General features: G+C 60.3%; 16 protein-coding genes. 2 read left to right on the top strand and 14 right to left on the bottom strand.

The features are described 5' to 3' along the window. Positions 1 to 11: 11 nt before the first annotated feature. On the bottom strand, positions 12 to 2,093 hold the full coding sequence (locus KSS91_RS20270; protein WP_217835920.1) for a carboxy terminal-processing peptidase: 2,082 nt from the start codon (positions 2,091 to 2,093) through the stop codon (positions 12 to 14). A gap of 138 nt (positions 2,094 to 2,231) precedes the next feature. Between KSS91_RS20270 and KSS91_RS20265 the strand changes: the two genes are divergently transcribed. Next, entirely contained in the window at positions 2,232 to 3,194 is a 963-nt protein-coding gene (locus tag KSS91_RS20265) for a zinc-binding dehydrogenase (protein WP_217835919.1), read from the top strand. A 113-nt stretch (positions 3,195 to 3,307) separates the two neighbouring features. Here the strand turns inward: KSS91_RS20265 and KSS91_RS20260 are convergent, their stop codons facing one another. The 6 genes from KSS91_RS20260 to KSS91_RS20235 all read right to left on the bottom strand — a co-directional run bounded on the left by KSS91_RS20260 (position 3,308) and on the right by KSS91_RS20235 (position 8,660). Continuing rightward, complete coding sequence (locus KSS91_RS20260) at positions 3,308 to 3,961, bottom strand: HAD family hydrolase (protein WP_217835918.1); 654 nt, start codon at positions 3,959 to 3,961, stop codon at positions 3,308 to 3,310. A gap of 34 nt (positions 3,962 to 3,995) precedes the next feature. Continuing rightward, on the bottom strand, positions 3,996 to 4,985 hold the full coding sequence (locus KSS91_RS20255) for an ABC transporter ATP-binding protein (protein ID WP_007974966.1): 990 nt from the start codon (positions 4,983 to 4,985) through the stop codon (positions 3,996 to 3,998). Next, positions 4,982 to 5,782: an ABC transporter permease gene (locus KSS91_RS20250; RefSeq protein ID WP_015096134.1), complete on the bottom strand. Its 801-nt coding sequence runs from the start codon at positions 5,780 to 5,782 to the stop codon at positions 4,982 to 4,984. The genes KSS91_RS20255 and KSS91_RS20250 overlap by 4 nt, the downstream gene beginning before the upstream one ends. Next, on the bottom strand, positions 5,769 to 6,605 hold the full coding sequence (locus tag KSS91_RS20245) for an ABC transporter permease (RefSeq protein WP_173900798.1): 837 nt from the start codon (positions 6,603 to 6,605) through the stop codon (positions 5,769 to 5,771). Before KSS91_RS20245 ends, KSS91_RS20250 begins: the two co-directional genes overlap by 14 nt. 5 nt (positions 6,606 to 6,610) lie before the next feature. Further along, positions 6,611 to 7,417 carry an alkaline phosphatase family protein gene (locus KSS91_RS20240; protein WP_217835917.1) on the bottom strand — a complete coding sequence of 269 codons (807 nt, stop codon included), beginning with the start codon at positions 7,415 to 7,417 and terminating at the stop codon, positions 6,611 to 6,613. A 178-nt stretch (positions 7,418 to 7,595) separates the two neighbouring features. Next, a complete protein-coding gene (locus tag KSS91_RS20235; RefSeq protein ID WP_015096131.1) occupies positions 7,596 to 8,660 on the bottom strand; it encodes an ABC transporter substrate-binding protein in 1,065 nt (354 codons plus the stop codon). 363 nt (positions 8,661 to 9,023) lie between these two features. On the opposite strand from KSS91_RS20235, the gene KSS91_RS20230 reads away from it, so the two are divergent. Beyond that, positions 9,024 to 9,737 (top strand): UTRA domain-containing protein, encoded by a 714-nt coding sequence (locus KSS91_RS20230; RefSeq protein ID WP_015096130.1) that lies wholly within the window; start codon positions 9,024 to 9,026, stop codon positions 9,735 to 9,737. 65 nt (positions 9,738 to 9,802) lie between these two features. Here KSS91_RS20230 and KSS91_RS20225 read toward each other — a convergent pair whose 3' ends face one another. The 7 genes from KSS91_RS20225 to minC all read right to left on the bottom strand — a co-directional run bounded on the left by KSS91_RS20225 (position 9,803) and on the right by minC (position 16,689). Beyond that, positions 9,803 to 11,905 carry a mechanosensitive ion channel family protein gene (locus tag KSS91_RS20225; RefSeq protein ID WP_225923704.1) on the bottom strand — a complete coding sequence of 701 codons (2,103 nt, stop codon included), beginning with the start codon at positions 11,903 to 11,905 and terminating at the stop codon, positions 9,803 to 9,805. 126 nt (positions 11,906 to 12,031) lie between these two features. Further along, positions 12,032 to 12,208, bottom strand: a complete 177-nt coding sequence (locus KSS91_RS20220; RefSeq protein WP_015096128.1) for a hypothetical protein — start codon at positions 12,206 to 12,208, stop codon at positions 12,032 to 12,034. A gap of 157 nt (positions 12,209 to 12,365) precedes the next feature. Further along, positions 12,366 to 13,655 (bottom strand): M18 family aminopeptidase, encoded by a 1,290-nt coding sequence (locus tag KSS91_RS20215; protein WP_217835915.1) that lies wholly within the window; start codon positions 13,653 to 13,655, stop codon positions 12,366 to 12,368. Between the two features lie 217 nt (positions 13,656 to 13,872). Continuing rightward, positions 13,873 to 14,508, bottom strand: coding sequence for an RluA family pseudouridine synthase (locus KSS91_RS20210; protein WP_217835914.1), 636 nt, complete (start codon positions 14,506 to 14,508; stop codon positions 13,873 to 13,875). A gap of 170 nt (positions 14,509 to 14,678) precedes the next feature. Next, the gene (gene minE, locus KSS91_RS20205) at positions 14,679 to 14,933 is read right to left on the bottom strand and encodes a cell division topological specificity factor MinE (protein WP_007974947.1); all 255 of its coding nucleotides are present in this window, start codon (positions 14,931 to 14,933) and stop codon (positions 14,679 to 14,681) included. Positions 14,934 to 14,936: 3 nt separating this feature from the next. Next, the gene (minD, locus tag KSS91_RS20200) at positions 14,937 to 15,749 is read right to left on the bottom strand and encodes a septum site-determining protein MinD (protein ID WP_007974946.1); all 813 of its coding nucleotides are present in this window, start codon (positions 15,747 to 15,749) and stop codon (positions 14,937 to 14,939) included. A 202-nt stretch (positions 15,750 to 15,951) separates the two neighbouring features. Continuing rightward, a complete protein-coding gene (gene minC, locus KSS91_RS20195; RefSeq protein ID WP_217835913.1) occupies positions 15,952 to 16,689 on the bottom strand; it encodes a septum site-determining protein MinC in 738 nt (245 codons plus the stop codon). Positions 16,690 to 16,700: the final 11 nt, after the last annotated feature.

Genomic DNA, 16,700 nt, shown 5'->3' with positions numbered 1-16,700 from the left:
TTTGTAAGCACTCAGTGCTTCGCCACTGCCGTATTGAGTTTCAGGTAGTCCAGCAGAATCCGCCCTGTTTCGCTGAGGTAGGCGTCGTCTTCCGGTTTGGTCTTGTCGTCCTCGGCCGCCAGGGCGTCCTCGTCTTCTTTCTTCAGCTCTTTGAGCGGTTCTTCGCCCTTGGCCTTGCGACGGATGTTCTCCATGGCCAGCTGTTTGGCTTCGATGTCGGCGTGCTGGGCACGACGCTCGACTTCATTGAGGCTGACGGTTTTCTCGGCCATCAGTTTCTGCGCCAGGGCCAGCTTGTCGCGGATGAATACGAACTCCGCATCTTTGGCCGTACGCACGTCATGCTCGGACTGGAGTTGCGTAATGTACGGCTTGAATGGGTCGACCGCCGGCTTGATCGCTGCCTTGATGGTGTCCCACGGCATGGCTTCGGGCAGGGCGCTTTCGCCGATTTCCTTGGTGTCGATGATCGACGGGTAATCGATGTCCGGCAAGACGCCCTGATGCTGGGTGCTCTGTCCGGAAACCCGGTAGAACTTGGCCAGGGTCAGTTTCAGCTCGCCATGGTTGAGTGGCTGAATGGTCTGCACGGTACCTTTGCCGAAGGTCTGGCCGCCGATGATCAGTGCGCGGTGGTAGTCCTGCATGGCGCCGGCAAAAATCTCCGAAGCCGAGGCGGACAGGCGGTTGACCAGCAACGCCATCGGGCCTTTGTAGAACGCGCCCGGGTTTTCATCTTCCAGCACGTCAACACGGCCATCGGCGTTACGCACGAGCACGGTCGGGCCTTTGTCGATGAACAGGCTGGTCAGCTCGGTGGCTTCCTGCAAGGAGCCGCCGCCGTTGTTGCGCAGGTCGATGACCACGCCGTCGACTTTGTCTTTCTGCAGTTCGGTCAGCAGTTTCTTGACGTCGCGGGTGGTGCTCTTGTAGTCCGGGTCGCCGGCACGAAAGGCCTTGAAGTCCAGATAGAACGCCGGGATCTCGATGACGCCGAGCTTGTAGTCCTTGCCGTCCTGCTTCAGGTTCAAGACCGATTTCTTCACGGCCTGGTCTTCGAGCTTCACCGCTTCACGGGTGATCGGCACGATCTTGGTGGTCTGGTCGTTCGGGGCATTGCTGGCCGGGATCACCTCCAGGCGTACCACGGTGCCTTTCGGGCCACGAATCAGCTTGACCACTTCGTCCAGGCGCCAGCCCACCACGTCGACCATTTCCTTGTTGCCCTGGGCAACGCCGATGATCTTGTCGGCCGGTGCCACCTGCTTGGTCTTGTCTGCCGGACCTGCCGGCACCAGGCGCACGACTTTCACCTGGTCGTTATCGCTCTGCAACACGGCGCCGATGCCCTCGAGGGACAGGCTCATGTTGATGTCGAAGTTCTCCGCGTTATCCGGCGACAGATAGTTGGTATGCGGGTCGTAGGACATGGCGAAGGTATTGATGTACGCCTGGAAGATGTCTTCCGCGCGGGTCTGGTCCAGGCGCGCCAACTGGTTCTTGTAGCGCTTGGTCAGGGTTTCCTGGATCTGCTTGGAATCCTTGCCGGCGATCTTCTGGCGCAGGACCTCGTCCTTGACGCGTTTGCGCCACAGGTCGTCGAGTTCCGCGGTGGATTTGAGCCAAGGGGCGTCCTTGCGGTCGATCAGCAAGGTTTCCTTGGCGGTGAAGTCGATCTTGTCGACGCCCTTGTTCAGCTCGGCAAGGGCAAAGTCCAGACGCGCCTTTACGCGGTCCAGGTAGCGCTTGTAGATGGTGAACCCGGCGTTCAGGTCGCCGCTCTTGAGGAAGTCGTCGAACTGCGTCTTCCACTTGTCGAATTCGGCAATGTCGCTGGCCATGAAATAGCTGCGCGATGGATCCAGCAGCTTGAGGTAGCTGTCGTAGATGATCACCGAGCGCGCGTCATCGAGTGGCGGCTTGCTGTAGTGGTGGCGTTTGAGCAATTCCACGACGTTCAGACTGGCGATCACTTCGTCACGATCGGGTTGAAGCTTGTCCCAGCTATTGGCTGCGAATGTATTGCTCGACAGCGGCAGCAAGCCGATACCGATGAATAAGGCGAGGGCAGTGCTGGGGAACAGATGCTTCATGCTGATTCGACGCGGGGACAATTGATAACGCATATTAGGCCGTCTTTGAAGTCGCCGGCTCTTTGGGAACCGGTCGCATAATGCAAAAAGCCCGGCGATATAGCTTCGGGCTCAGTCCAGACTCACTATGGAGGCACTGTGAAAGCATTGCAAGGCGTTGACGGTCAAGTGGTATGGGTTGATGAGCCCGGTCCTGCATGCGATGTAGGGCAAGTTCGTATTCGAGTGGCGGCAGCGGGCCTCAATCGCGCCGATTTGTTGCAGAAAGCCGGTCTTTATCCGCCGCCACCAGGGGCCAGCAAGGTGCTCGGTCTAGAGTGCTCGGGGGTCATCAGCGAGGTTGGCGCCGGCTCCTCCTGGCAGGTGGGCGATCGGGTTTGCGCCTTGCTGGCCGGGGGCGGGATGGCCGAAGAGGTGGTTGTCGACGGGCGGCATGTGCTGCCGGTTCCCGACGGAATGTCACTGGTCGAAGCGGCGGCATTGCCTGAAGTTTATGCAACAGTCTGGCTGAATTTGTTTCAACTGGCTGCGCTCAAGCCGGGACAGAAAGTTTTGCTGCACGCCGGAGCAAGTGGCATTGGTTCAGCGGCCATTCAGCTGTGCAAGGCCTTCGGTAACCCGTGCTGGGTCAGCGTCGGCTCTGCCGAACGACTGGCGTACTGCGAAGGGCTGGGTGCCCAGGGTGGCGTGGTGCGTAACGGTGATCTGGAGGGCTTGCGGGATCTGGGGCCGTTCGACGTGATTCTCGACCCGGTGGGTGGCAATTACGCGGCATTGAACCTGAAGTTGCTGGCTCAGGATGGTCGCTGGGTGTTGATCGGTCTGATGGGCGGGCGCGAGGCCAAGCTGGATCTGGCCCAGGTACTGGCCAAGCGCGTGCAGTTGCTGGGCTCGACCCTGCGCAGCCGGGATGATCAGTTCAAGGCAGATCTGTTCAGCGATCTGGGCCTGCACGTGTGGCCGTTGTTCGCCGAGGGGCGCTTGAGTGCGCAACTGGCCAGGACATTCCCGATCAAGGATGCCGAGGCAGCGTTTGCCGAGCTGGCGAGTAATAACGTGGCGGGGAAGGTGGTGCTGGTGATTGATGAGAGCCTGAGCTGACAACGAGAAACCTGTGGGAGCGAGCTTGCTCGCGATTAGCGGAGTGTCAGTTGATATTAATGCAACTGACTCGCCGCCATCGCGAGCAAGCTCGCTCCCACAGGGGGGCCGGGTTATTTCCAGTCGTGGATCGGCCACCCGGCCTTTTCGGCCTGCTCGCGCAACACGGGGTCAGGATTGACCACATGCGGGTAGTCCACCTTCAGCAATAGCGGCAAATCATTACGTGAGTCGGAATAGAAACTCGCGCCTTCGAGGTTTTCCTCCTCCGCATCCAGCCACTCCAGCAAGCGGGTGATCTTGCCTTCGCGGTAGGTCAGGGTGCCCACGGTATGGCCGGTGTAAGCGCCGTGGGCCACTTCCAGTTCGATGCCCAGAATTTCGTCGATGCCCAGGCGCTCGGCGATGGGACCGACCAGGTGGGTGCCCGAGGCCGAGATCACCAGAATCCGGTCGCCGGCCTTGCGATGCGCCGCGATGGTCTTGGTGGCGTCACTGAAAATGATTGGCTCGATGTAGTCCTCTACCCACGGACCAATCAAGTGCGCGACTTCTTCAGGCGTACGACCAATCAACGGTTCCAGGCTGAAGGCCATGTAGTCTTCCATGGCCAGATGGCCCCTGCCGTAGGCATCCATCAATTCCTTGTCGCGACGCAGGAACGATTCGCCGTCGACCCAGCCGAGGCGGACCATTTGCTCGCTCCACAGTGAGGCGCAGTCGCCGTGGATCAGGGTTTCGTCCAGATCAAAAATTGCCAGGGCCATCAGTGCAGTTCTCTCTTCAGCATAAGCAAAGGCATCAGGCTACCTCACACAGGGCCGTCGGATCGATGGAAAGCGCCAGTCGCTGACCATCGGGATGCAGGTCGGCCGCCGAGCGGTTCAGCACATCCACCACCAGTTCCACGCCCCGGGCTTCGACCCGGTAGCGGATTACGTTGCCCAACAGGCTGTGGCTGCGCACCTGCGCGTCCAGTTCGCCGTTGAGGCTCAGTTCGATGGCTTCCGGGCGAATGGCGATGCGCTTGTTGATTGGCCGCTGCAGCAGCTTCGAGGCGCTGTCGGCGTCCAGCAGGTTGTAGTTGCCGATGAAACCGGCAGCGAACACATCCACCGGCGCAGTGTAGAGGGTTTCGGCGTCGCCGCTTTGTACGATTTTCCCCTGATTCATCAGGAAAATGCGGTCAGACATGGTCAGGGCTTCTTCCTGATCGTGTGTGACGAAAATCGTGGTCAGGCCCAGTTCGCGCTGGATCTGACGGATCTGTTCGCGCAGGTGCTTGCGAATGCGCGCATCCAGCGCCGACAGCGGTTCGTCCAGCAGCAACAGGCGTGGCCGGGTCACCAGCGAGCGGGCGAGGGCGACGCGCTGGCATTGGCCGCCGGACAGCTGATGTGGATAGCGTGCGGCGAAGTCCTGCAGCTCCACCAGTTTCAGTACTTCGGCGACGCGTTTGTGGCTGTCATCGGCATTGACCTTTTGCATGCGCAGACCGAAGGCGACGTTTTGCTCCACGGTCATGTTGGGGAACAGCGCATAGCTCTGGAACACCATGCCGATCCCGCGTTTCTGCGGGCTCACCGGCACGATATCGGCACCATCGAGCAGGATTTTGCCGCCATCCACCGAAGTCAGGCCGGCGATGCAGCGCAGCAGGGTGGATTTGCCGCAGCCGGAGGGGCCAAGCAGGGTGACGAACTCACCTTTCTGGATTTCGCAATTGATGTCGCTGAACACCGTGGTGCCGGCGAAGCTTTTCTGAAGATGTTGGACGCTGACATAGCTCATTCGCTTTTGTCCCTGTTCAAGATATTGGCAATCCAGGTCAGAACCAGCACAAAGAAGAAGTAGGAAATCACCAGCGCACTGGTGAAATGACCGCTGCTGTTGCGCATGTTGTTGAGGTAGACCTGCAGGGTTTCGTAGCGGGTGCCGACGAGGATGTTGGCGAACACGAACTCACCGAACAGGAACGAGAACGACAGCAGCAGCGCCACCATCAGGCCCTTGCGCAGGTTCGGCAGCACCACCAGGAAGGCGGCTTGCCAGGTACTGGCGCCGAGCAACTGGGCGGCGTCCATCAGGTCGCGCAGGTTGATCGCCTGCAGGTTGTTGGTGATCGCCCGGTACATGAACGGCAGCGCCACGGTGAAGTAGCAACCGATCAGGATCCAGGGTGTACCGACCATGGCGAACGGTCCGGAACCATAGAGCTGCAGCAGCCCCACCGACGACACTACCGGTGGCACGGCGAAGGGCAGCAGGATCAGGATGTTCATCAGCGCATCGAGTTTCGGGAAGTGGTAATGCACCACGAACAGCAACGGCAGGATCAGCACCACGGAAAGAATCAGTGAGCCGACGCAGACCAGCAGCGATTGCCCGAACGCATGCAGGAAGCGCGGATCGCTCCACAGCTGGATGTACCACTTGAGGGTGAAGCCGCTGGGCAGAATGGTGGCCGACCAACTGCTGGCGATCGAATAGACCAGTGTGCCGGCCAGCGGCAACAGCAGGATGGCAAACAACAGGTAAACCACGACGCGGTGGTAGACACCGGCGGGCCCCAGTTCAGCGCGAGACATGGTAGCTCCTCTTCAACAGCAACTGATGCACGATGGTCACCAAGGTCATCAAGGCCACCAGCACCACGGCCAGGGCGCTGGCCAGGTTCGGGTCCAGGGAAATGTCACCGGACACCATCGCCGCGATACGGATCGGCAGCACGTTGAAGTTGCCGGTAGTCAGGGCGTACACCGTGGCGTAGGCACCGAGGGCGTTGGCCAGCAGGATCACGAAGGTGCCCAGCAGTGCCGGCGTCAACACCGGCAATCCGATGTGCCGCCAGTACTGCCAACTGTCGGCGCCGAGTAACGCAGCGGACTCACGCCAGTCTTCGCGCAGCGCATCGAAGGCCGGGTACAGCAGCAGCACGCCGAGGGGAATCTGGAAGTAGGTGTAGAGAATGATCAGCCCGGTTTTCGAGTACAGGTTGAAATCCTGGATGATGCCAGCCTGCTTGAGCATGATGGTGAAGCTGCCGTTGAAGCCGAGCAAAATGATGAACGCAAAGGCCAGGGGCACGCCGGCGAAGTTGCTGGTCATGTTGGCGAAGGCGTTGACGAAGTTGCGCAGTTTCGAATCGACCCGGCGCAGGGAGTAGGCGCCCAGTATCGCGATGATGATCCCGAACACGCTGGACCAGAAGCTGATCTCAAGGCTGTACTGGATCGCCTGCAGGTAAAACTTAGAACTGAAGATCTTGCTGAAGTTGGCCAGGCCCCAGCCGAATTCTTCCGATTGCAGGCTGTTGATCATCACCCAGGTCAGCGGTGCGATCTCGAACACGATGAAGAACAGTGCGAACGGGACCAGGCATAAGGCTGCCAGCCATTTACTGCGGGTCATGGCATTCACTTGAGCAGCTCCCGGCAGACCGGTTTGTCGTGGGGCGCACCCAGCAACTCGCAGACGGTGCCGCAGATCTCGGTCTGTTTCGGCGCTGCGCCGGCGTCGAAGCTGAATGCGTCACCGAGAACGAACAACGGCACCTCACGTTCTTCCGGCAGCAGGCCGTTGTGGGAGCGGTCGTTGTTCATGCCGTGGTCGGCAGTGACCAGCACCTGATAACCGGCATCGAGCCAGCCTTGCAGGTAATCGGCCAGGATGATGTCGACCGAGCGCGCGCTGTTGCGGTACTGCGGGGTGTCGAGGCCGTGCTTGTGCCCGGCGTCGTCGATGTTCATCGGGTGGATCAGTAAAAAGTGCGGCGCATGGCGCTGGCGCAGATTTTCGGCGTCGGCGAACAGGTGCGAATCGGGGTAGTGGTCGTTCCAGTAGAAATGCCCATGCTGGATCGGCAGTTGCGGGTCGTCGGTGTGGCGGTCCCGTGCCGCCACGAAGGGCGAACGGTTGTACAGTTCGCTGACCCAGTGATAGGCCGCCGCCGCGGTGACAAGACCTGCGTCGCTGGCGTAGTGATAGATGCTGCGCTGGTTGGACAGGCGCGAAACGTTGTTGTGGACGATACCGCTGTCGATGGGCGAAACGCCGGTCAGGATGCATTCGTACAGCGGGCGGGACAGGGCCGGCAATTCGCACTCCAGCTTGTAGAGTGCCGCTCGTCCTGCACCGACGTACGCCTGCAGGTGCCCCATGGCGTGACGGGCGACCTCGTAGTTGAGGCCGTCGAGCACCACAAGGATGACGTTGTGCTTCATAGGGGGCAAAACTCCGTGAAACAGATATTCGAAGCTCACTCGATCCACTGTGGGAGCGGGCTTGCTCGCGAAAACGGACTGACATCCTGCATCGATGTCGACTGACACACCGCTTTCGCGAGCAAGCCCGCTCCCACATTTGGATCGCCATCAGATCCCGAAATGGGGATCTTCCCGGTTATTGCATATTGATAATGACTTCTTCCTGCCACTTCTGAGGAAGGGCCTTGGAGGTCTTTTCCCACGCATCCGCGTCTTTGATCGGCGTCACTTTCTTGTACTGCTCATTAGGCAGCAGCTTGGCCTTCACGTCGGCCGGCAGTGTGATGTGCTCGGCACGGATCGGACGGGCGTTGCCCTTTGCCAGGTTGATCTGGCCGGCGTCGCTGAAGATGTATTCGCGGGTCAGTTTGGCGGCGTTCGGGTTTTTCGCGTATTTGTTGATGATGGTGGTGTAACCGGAAATCACCGAGCCGTCGGACGGGATCAGCACCACGTAGTCATCCGGGTTGGCCATCTTGGCCTTGTAGCTCAGGCCGTTGAAGTCCCAGACCACGCCGACTTCGATTTCGCCTTTTTCCATGGTGGCAATCGTCGGGTTGGACATCGACAGGCGACCTTGCTTGGCGATGTCGGCGAACAGATCCAGGGCGGGCTTGAGGTTTTTCTCGTCGCCACCGTTGGCCAGTGCCGCAGCCAGTACGCCGTTGGCTGCCTGGGCTGCAGTGCTCACATCACCGATGGACACCTTGTATTTGCCGCTCTTGAGGTCAGCCCATTTGGTCGGGGCTTCGGAGCCGTGCAGCAACTTCTTGTTGACGATGAAGGCGATGGTGCCGGTGTAGGCCAGTGCCCAGTTGCCGTCCTTGTCCTTGGCCCAGGCTGGCACCTGATCCCAGGTGGAAGGCTTGTAGGGCTGGACCACGCCTTGCTTGACCGCGATCGGACCGAACGCTGCACCGACGTCGCCGATGTCGGCGCTGGCGTTGTCTTTCTCCGCGGCGAACTTGGCGATCTCCTGGGCCGAGCTCATGTCGGTGTCGATGTGCTTGAGGCCGTACTTGTCGCTCAGGTCTTTCCAGGTGCCGGCCCAGTTGGCCCAGTCATCGGGCATGCCGACGCTGTTGACGGCGCCTTCCGCTTTCGCAGCGGCTTCCAGGGTTTTCAAATCATCGGCCGCCATGGCGGCAGTGCACATTGCGATAGTCGAGCCTAACAGTGATGCCAGGAAAAGCTTTTTCATTCCGAAGCTCCTTGGGTCGTGTTCAACGCTGCGATTGCGGTTTGTGTTGGTCTAGGTCAGCAATACCTGAGCCAATTTAAGGGGGCTGGATGACACTTTGATGTCGCTCGTCGCCCTGGAGGACTTTTTGTTCAGCGGTATCGCGACTGGCCTGATAAGCGTAGACCATGGTCAAGGCCTCGGTTGGCAAGGGACTTGGCCGATGAATTGCAGGTTTTTGAGCTCGCAGAATGGCGACCGTTGGGCAGCTTTGTCACATCTCGGTCATCTACGCTGCCTACGCTTGCAGACTATTGAATGAGCCGGTTTGCGCGGCGGTTCTGCCCTGAATTGGTGCTGGTCTAGTCCAGATAGGAAACATTGATGCGTGACGAGGCAACAAAAGCGGTAACAGCCATCGGCCAGGTGCTTCAGGAGCAGATCGACCACGGACTGTTGACCCCCGGCAGCAAATTGCCGGCCGAGCGCAAGCTCAGTGAATTGTTCGGCACCACGCGGATCACTTTGCGTGAGGCGTTGTTGCAGCTGGAGTCGCAGGGGCAAATCTACCGCGAGGAGCGTCGTGGCTGGTTCGTCTCGCCGCCACGCCTGGCGTACAACCTGATGCAGCGCAGCCACTTTCACGCGATGGTCAGTGCCCAGGGGCGGGTGCCGTCCACCGAGGTGATTTCGGCGCGATTGCAACCGGCGTCGGCGGCCGTTTGTGCCTGGCTGCAATTGCCGGCGCTGTCGAGCGTGATCCAGATCTGCCGCTCACGGCGGATCGACGGGCGGCTGGTGCTGTATGTGGAGCACTATCTGAACCCGCAGTACTTTCCGGGAATCCTCGATTTCGATTTGAATCAGTCGATCACCGAGTTGTATGCGCGGCATTACGACTTGCACTACGGGCGGGTGCGCTTCGAGATTGTGCCCACGGCGTTGTCGGTGGATGCGGCGGCGGCGTTGAAGGTGTCGGCGGGTAGCCCGGGCTTGCGGATTGCCCGTGTCAACTATGACCAGCATGAACGCCTGATCGACTGCGACCTGGAGTTCTGGCGGCATGATGCGATTCATGTCGGCGTTGACGTGGTTTGACTTTGTAGGAGCTGCCGCAGGCTGCGATCTTTTGATTTTTAAAAGATCGCAGCCTGCGGCAGCTCCTACGAGGGTTGTTCCGGGGAGCCGGCGGTGACCTGAATGCTCATCCGCGGTGTCGCCAGGTCCAGCCCGGCTTCATCCATGTGCCGCTTGAGTGACAGGTTGAACGCTCGCGACACTTCCCACTGCTTGATCGGCGCGGTCTTGAATCGGGCGCGCAGGATCGCGTTGCCCGACTCGAAACTTTCCACTCCCTGGAACTCCAGCGGCGACCAGATATTGCGCCGCTGCAACGGATCGGTGCGCATTTTCTGGCCGACTTCGCGCATCAGTTTGATGGCGTTGTCGATGTCCATGTTGGCCGGCACCGCGACCCGGAAGATCGCGTAGCCGAATTCCCGGGAGTAGTTCTTGATGCTTTTGATTTCACTGAACGGAATGGTGTGGACGATGCCGTCGATGTCCCGCAGGCGCACGGTGCGGATGGTCAGGCCTTCGACCGTGCCGAGGTGACCGCCGACATCCACGTAGTCGTCGATGGCCAGTGAGTCTTCGATGATGATGAACAGCCCGGTAATCAGGTCGGCTACCAGCGATTGCGCACCAAAGCCGATGGCCAGACCGATCACCCCGGCACCGGCCAGCAGGGGCGTGACGTTCATGCCCATGTTCGCCAGGGCAACGATCAGCGCGACAATGAAAATGGCCACGAACAGCACGTTGCGAATCAGCGGCATCATCGTCTGCGCGCGGGCATTGGCCAGGCCTTTGCGTGAGCGGGTCAGTGCGTGGTGCACGGCGGTGTCGCTGAGAATCCAGATCAACCAGGCGAACAGCAGGGTGCCGGCGAGGCTGAACAACTTGACGCTGACTTCGTGGCCGTCGCCTTCGGTAAAGCGGATCAACGATATGCCCCAGACCCGCAGGCCGAGTTCGATAAAGGCCAGCCACACCAACAGGTGGAGGATTGTGTAGAAGAAATTCTTCAGCCGTTCCGAATACACGGCGTAACGCCGGATGCCACGCTGGGGTTTGAGGGCGTGGCGGCGTACCAGGCCGTTGATGACCATGCACAACACCAGCAACACGGTGCAGATCAGCGACTGGCGTAGGGCCGTGCTGGTGTCGCCGGCGGAAATAAAGGTCGCGAACAGGGAAATGGCCACCAGCACCAGCGCCGGCACGTACCAGAAGGTGCCGAGAATCGAGAGGGTGTCGTTGAGGGCGCGGCGGGTCAGGCGTCGGGACAGCGGCTGGTTGCGGATCAGGTGGGCGATCGGGCGGCGGAAACGCAAGATGAACCGGGCGGTGGACAAGGCTGCCAGGACGTTGGCAATCGTGGCTGCCGTATGGGCCAGATGGCTGCCGAGGCTGTCGACCAGTTTTGGATCGCTCAGTGCTTCGCCAAACGCAGCGAAACTGCCGATCAGCCACAGCGGTCGAAACGCCTGGTGCCGCAGAATGTACAAGGCGCGGTGGCGGTGTGGGCCGTCGAGCAGGGAAAAGGCAATCACGCAGATGGCCGAGAAGCAGGTGCCGACGACCAACGCATAGGCCAGCACCATGGCCAGGCTTTTACCCAGGGACGAGGGCAGGGCATAGCTCATGTAGATCGTGATCACCAAGGCGATCAGCCATGGCCCGAGCTTGCGCAAGGCAAAGCGCAACATGTCCAGGGCACGGGGGTGCTGCGGCAGTTCTTCAGTCAGGCCGAAACGCATGCGCACGCGGTGGCTGATCCAGATCAGCGCGGCGGCCAGCAGGCTCCAGACCATCAGGATCATGGCGAACGCAAAGAGCATCGGCAGCCATTCATTGGCCGGCAGCGCCAGGGCCATCAACTCTTCCTGGGCCTGGTCGAACTCGCTGGACCAGCGCGTGAGCGGACTGTCGTCGCCGGAAAATTTCTTTTCGATCGTGGCCAGGGTTCCGCCAATCAGGCCCAGCACGCCTTCTTCGGTAATCGGCTGGGCCTGTTTGGTGGTGTCACGCAGCCTTTTCAGATCGGCCAGCAGCTTTGTGCGTTGCTGATCGTTTTCCAGTGACTTGATCACTTCGTCCAGGGACTGCCCCAGCGGTTCCTGTGCTTCGGGCTGTGCCTTGGCCTGGCCGCCGAGCAGGCTTGGCAGGCCGGCCGCCTGGGCAGGTGCCATTGGCAACAGCATCAGGCAAACAAGGAAAAAATACGGAAGGGCAAAAAGACGAGCGAACACTAGGCGGTCAACCTCGCAAGGAGCGGATCGACCGAGTGTACGAGCCCGTCAAAATCAATGCGAGCCAAGGGCGATGAATTATTCGTTGAGTTTGGCGAGGATCTTGATCACCACGGTCGCGAGGATGGTCAGCATGCCGATCCACATGGCGAACACACCGGCATTTTTGTCGCGAAAGTTGAAACCGACGGCCAGCAGGAGCATCCCGGCAAGAATCGGGATCAGCATGGCGTGAAAGGAGGACATCGAGATCATGGAGACAGCCTTGTCGAAGGGATACTTGAAGTCTAGGCCGCTTTTGACGCGGCCGAAGTGATGTGCGTGTGTAGGAGCTGCCGCAGGCTGCGATCTTTTGATCCTGATCTTAAAAACAAAATCAAAAGATCGCGGCCTGCGGCAGCTCCTACAGGGTTTACGGCAATTCGCGGCAGGCGTAGAACGCGCTCAGTACCTTGACCAGGTGCGCCAGGTCGTGGCTGCCGCACAGTTCGCGGATCGAGTGCATGGCGAACGTCGGCAGGCCGATGTCCACGGTGCGCACGCCCAGGTGGCTGGCGGTGATCGGGCCGATGGTCGAGCCACAACCCATGTCACTGCGCACCACGAAGCTTTGCACCGGCACTTCTTCAGCCATGCACAGATGGCGGAAGAACCCGGCGGTTTCGCTGTTGGTGGCGTAGCGCTGGTTGCTGTTGACCTTGATCACTGGGCCGGCGTTAAGTTTCGGGCCGTGGTTGGCATCGTGCTTGTCGGCGTAGTTGGGGTGCACGCCGTGGGCGTTGTCAGCCGAAACCAGCAGGGATTTCTGAATTGTGCGTACGAGTTCATCCCCTTCAGGCAGCAGGCGACGCAGGGTTTGCTCAAGCATCGGGCCGTCGGCACCGCAGGCCGAGCAGGAACCGACTTCTTCGTGGTCGTTGCAGACCAGCACGCAGGTTTCGTCGGTGTCGGCCGTCAGCAGCGCTTGCAGGCCGGCGTAGCACGACAGCAGGTTGTCCAGGCGCGCGCCGGCGATGAAATCGCCATGCAGGCCAATGACCGCAGCGCTTTGGGTGTCGTAGAAACTCAGCTCGTAATCGAGCACCACATCAGCGTTCAGGCCGTGTTCGCGGGCGAGCTGGTCGGTGAGCACCGCGCGGAAGTCCACGCGCTCGTCACCGGCGAATTGCGCGAGGATCGGCGGCAGTTCGGTCTGGGCGTTGATGGCCCAGCCCATGTTGGCTTCGCGGTTGAGGTGAATCGCCAGGTTCGGAATGATCGCGACCGGGGCCTTGAAGTCGATCAACTGGCTCTCGACCTTGCCGTCACGCCGGAAGGTCACGCGGCCGGCCAGGGACAGGTCGCGGTCGAACCACGGTGCCAGCAGTGCGCCGCCATAGACTTCGACACCCAACTGCCAGAAACCCTGGCGCTGCAGCTCCGGTTGCGGCTTGACGCGCAGGCACGGGCTGTCGGTGTGGGCGCCGACCAGGCGAATGCCGCCGTGCAGCGGCGAATGGCGGCCCATTTTGATCGCGACAATCGAAGAGTCATTGCGGGTGACGTAGTAGCGGCCGTTGGCTTCGGTATTCCACGGCTCGCGCTCGTCGAGGCGTTGATAACCCGCCGCTTCCAGGCGCTGAACAAGGCTGGCGGTGGCATGGAACGGGGTAGGGGAGGCCTTGAGGAAATCGATCAGGCCTTGGTTCAACTCTTCGCGCATAAAGTAGCTCCAGACAGCAGTGGCGCCAGTTTAACGTATTGGTCAGGGAATTGGCGGTGGTGTGCGGGTGGAGTGGCGCCCCCCCTGTAGGAGCGAGCTTGCTCGCGATGATCCCAAGAACGCCGCGGGGCGCCAGGCTTCCCGCGTTATCGTTGACGACCATCGTCGGAACGCCGCCCGGAGCAAGCTCGCTCCTACAGGGGGGAGTGCGTTGCGTTCAGAACGGTGCCGGGCACTCGAAGCGCAGGCGCTCACCGGTCTGGGGATGGGTGAAGGTCAGCATGCTCGCGTGCAGGCACAGGCGCGGCCAGGCCGCCAGCGCCTGCTCGTGGGCATAGAGCCCGTCACCCAGCAGCGGATGACCGATCGAAAGCATGTGCACGCGCAACTGGTGGGAGCGGCCGGTAATCGGTGTCAGCTCAACGCGGCACCAGTCGCCGCTACGCTCCAGCACGCGCCAGAAGGTCAGCGCATGTTTGCCGAACTCATGATCGACCACATGCCGCGGCTTGGTCGGCGGGTCGTAGCGCAAGGGCAGGTCGATGCTGCCGCTGTCCAGTTCCGGTTGACCCCAGCACAGGGCGGTGTAGGCCTTTTCGGTTTCGCGGTCGTGAAATTGCCGGGACAGCTCGCGATGGGTATCCGGGTCGCGGGCCAGCAGGATGATGCCGGAAGTTTCCCAGTCCAGCCGATGGACGATTCGCGCTTCCGGGTAGCCGTTTTCCTGCAGGCGGGTAATCAGGCAGTCCTTGTTGTCATCGGCCCGGCCAGGGACAGAGAGCAACAGGGTCGGTTTGTTCACTACCAGTACGGCAGCGTCCTGATGGATGATGTGGATGTTGGACAACGGCATTAAAACAGCCTCGTAACAAACGCCAACGGCGGCTCAGGCCCCTCGTTTCTGTTGCCGCAGGCTGCGATCTTTGATCTTGTTTTTGAAATGCAAAATCAAAGATCGCAGCCTGCGGCAGCTCCTACAAAGGCTTGAAGGGCCTGAGCCGCCGTGGCTCCTGGCGGATCGACTCAGCGATCAGGCAGGGTGATGTTGAGTTCCAGAATCGAGCAGCTGCCCTGGCTTTCCAGTGCGACGTGCACGTCATCGGACCCGATATTGACGTACTTGCGGATCACCTCGACCAGTTCCTTCTGCAAGGCCGGCAGGTAGTCCGGGGTGCTGCGTTGGCCGCGTTCGTGCGCCACGATGATCTGTAGACGCTCTTTCGCTACCGACGCGGTGCTTTGCTTTTTGTTGGCACGAAAGAAGTCAAAAAGGTTCATTGCTTAGTTGCCTCCAAACAGGCGCTCGAAGAATCCCTTCTTCTGTACATCAAGGAATCGATGATCCACGGTCTTGCCCAGCAGGCGGTCAACGGTATCGCTGTAGGCCTGGCCGGCATCGCTCTGGTCGTCGAGAATCACCGGAACACCCTGGTTGGATGCCTTGAGCACCGCCTGGGATTCAGGGATCACGCCGAGCAGGGTCACCGAAAGGATTTCCTTGACGTCTTCTACGCCGAGCATTTCGCCTTTGCTCACACGCTCCGGGTGATAACGGGTAATCAGCAGGTGTTCCTTGATCGGGTCTTCGCCGCGTTCGGCGCGACGGGACTTGCTGGCCAGCAGGCCGAGCATGCGGTCGGAGTCACGTACCGAGGAGACTTCCGGGTTGGTCACGACGATCGCTTCATCGGCGAAGTACATGGCCAGGTGGGCGCCTTTCTCGATGCCCGCCGGGGAATCGCAGACCACGAACTCAAAGTCTTCCTTGAGTTGCATCAGGACTTTTTCCACGCCTTCGACGGTCAGCGCGTCTTTGTCGCGGGTCTGGCTGGCGGCCAGCACGTAGAGGTTTTCCAGGCGCTTGTCTTTGATCAGGGCCTGTTGCAGGTTGGCTTCGCCGTTGACCACGTTGACGAAGTCATACACCACGCGGCGCTCGCAACCCATGATCAGGTCGAGGTTACGCAAGCCCACGTCGAAGTCGACGATAACTGTTTTGTGGCCGCGCAGAGCGAGGCCGGTACCGATAGCGGCGCTGGTGGTGGTCTTACCCACACCACCCTTGCCGGATGTAACCACGAGAATCTTGGCCAAGGTGTTTCACCCCTAAGGAAAAAGGACTTTTCAGCCCCTGAAAAACATCTCCTGAAAAACTACTGCAGTCGGACAGCCTTGGCTGGAATCCGGTTTTGAGCGGCGCTTACCCCCGGTAAACACTGCTTTCGGCCTTTTTCCTACTTCGTTTGAGCCGTTTTCGCTACGTTTTAGAGATGCTTGGAAAATGCGGCAGTATCCGTTAAAGCCGAATGATGTTCAACACGTCGCCGGACAGGCTGACCTGCACACCCGAACCCCACAGAGGATCGCGGCGCAGATCTTCGGAAACCTTGTAATGTCCGGCAATGGAAATCAGTTCAGCACTCATTTGCTGACAGAAAATCCGCGCCTTGGTGTCGCCCTTGACGCCGGCCAATACGCGACCACGCATCGGGCCGTATACATGGATGTTGCCATCGGCGAGAAGTTCCGCCCCCGGGCTGACCGAGGAGATCACCACCAGATCGCTGCCCTGGGCATAAATCTGCTGGCCACCACGTACCGGCGAGGTGATGATTTTTGTCGGCTTGATGGTCGGTTCAGGCGGTTTTTCCGGTTTTTTCTTCGATTCGCCTTCGGTCAGGTCCAGTGGACGCTCCCGGGCACCGGACGGTGGCAGCACCGGCAGGTCGACCGCAATGGCGGCGGCAATGTCTTCGATGCGGCTGGCTCGGATCGCCAGGGTGCGCAGGCCGTGCTGGCGGCATACGCGCATCAGGCCGGGCAGATCGACGGCGCCTTCGTTGGCCGGGAGTTTGTCCAGGGCCAGTACCAGCGGCGCGTTGCTGAAGAAGTTGGGCGCCTGGGCGACCTTGGCGGCCAGTTGCCGATCAAGGCTTTCCAGGTCGTTACGGGCCAGTTCCAGCACCGTAATGGCCAGCATGCTGCCCTTCAACTGGAACACGGGATCTTGGTCTAGCGGTTCGGTTTGGCTCATGGTCGGCATAC

This window comes from Pseudomonas azerbaijanorientalis, from assembly GCF_019139795.1.
In the GTDB taxonomy this organism is placed as follows: domain Bacteria; phylum Pseudomonadota; class Gammaproteobacteria; order Pseudomonadales; family Pseudomonadaceae; genus Aquipseudomonas; species Aquipseudomonas laurylsulfatiphila.
This window is presented reverse-complemented; position numbering and strand designations above follow the sequence as displayed.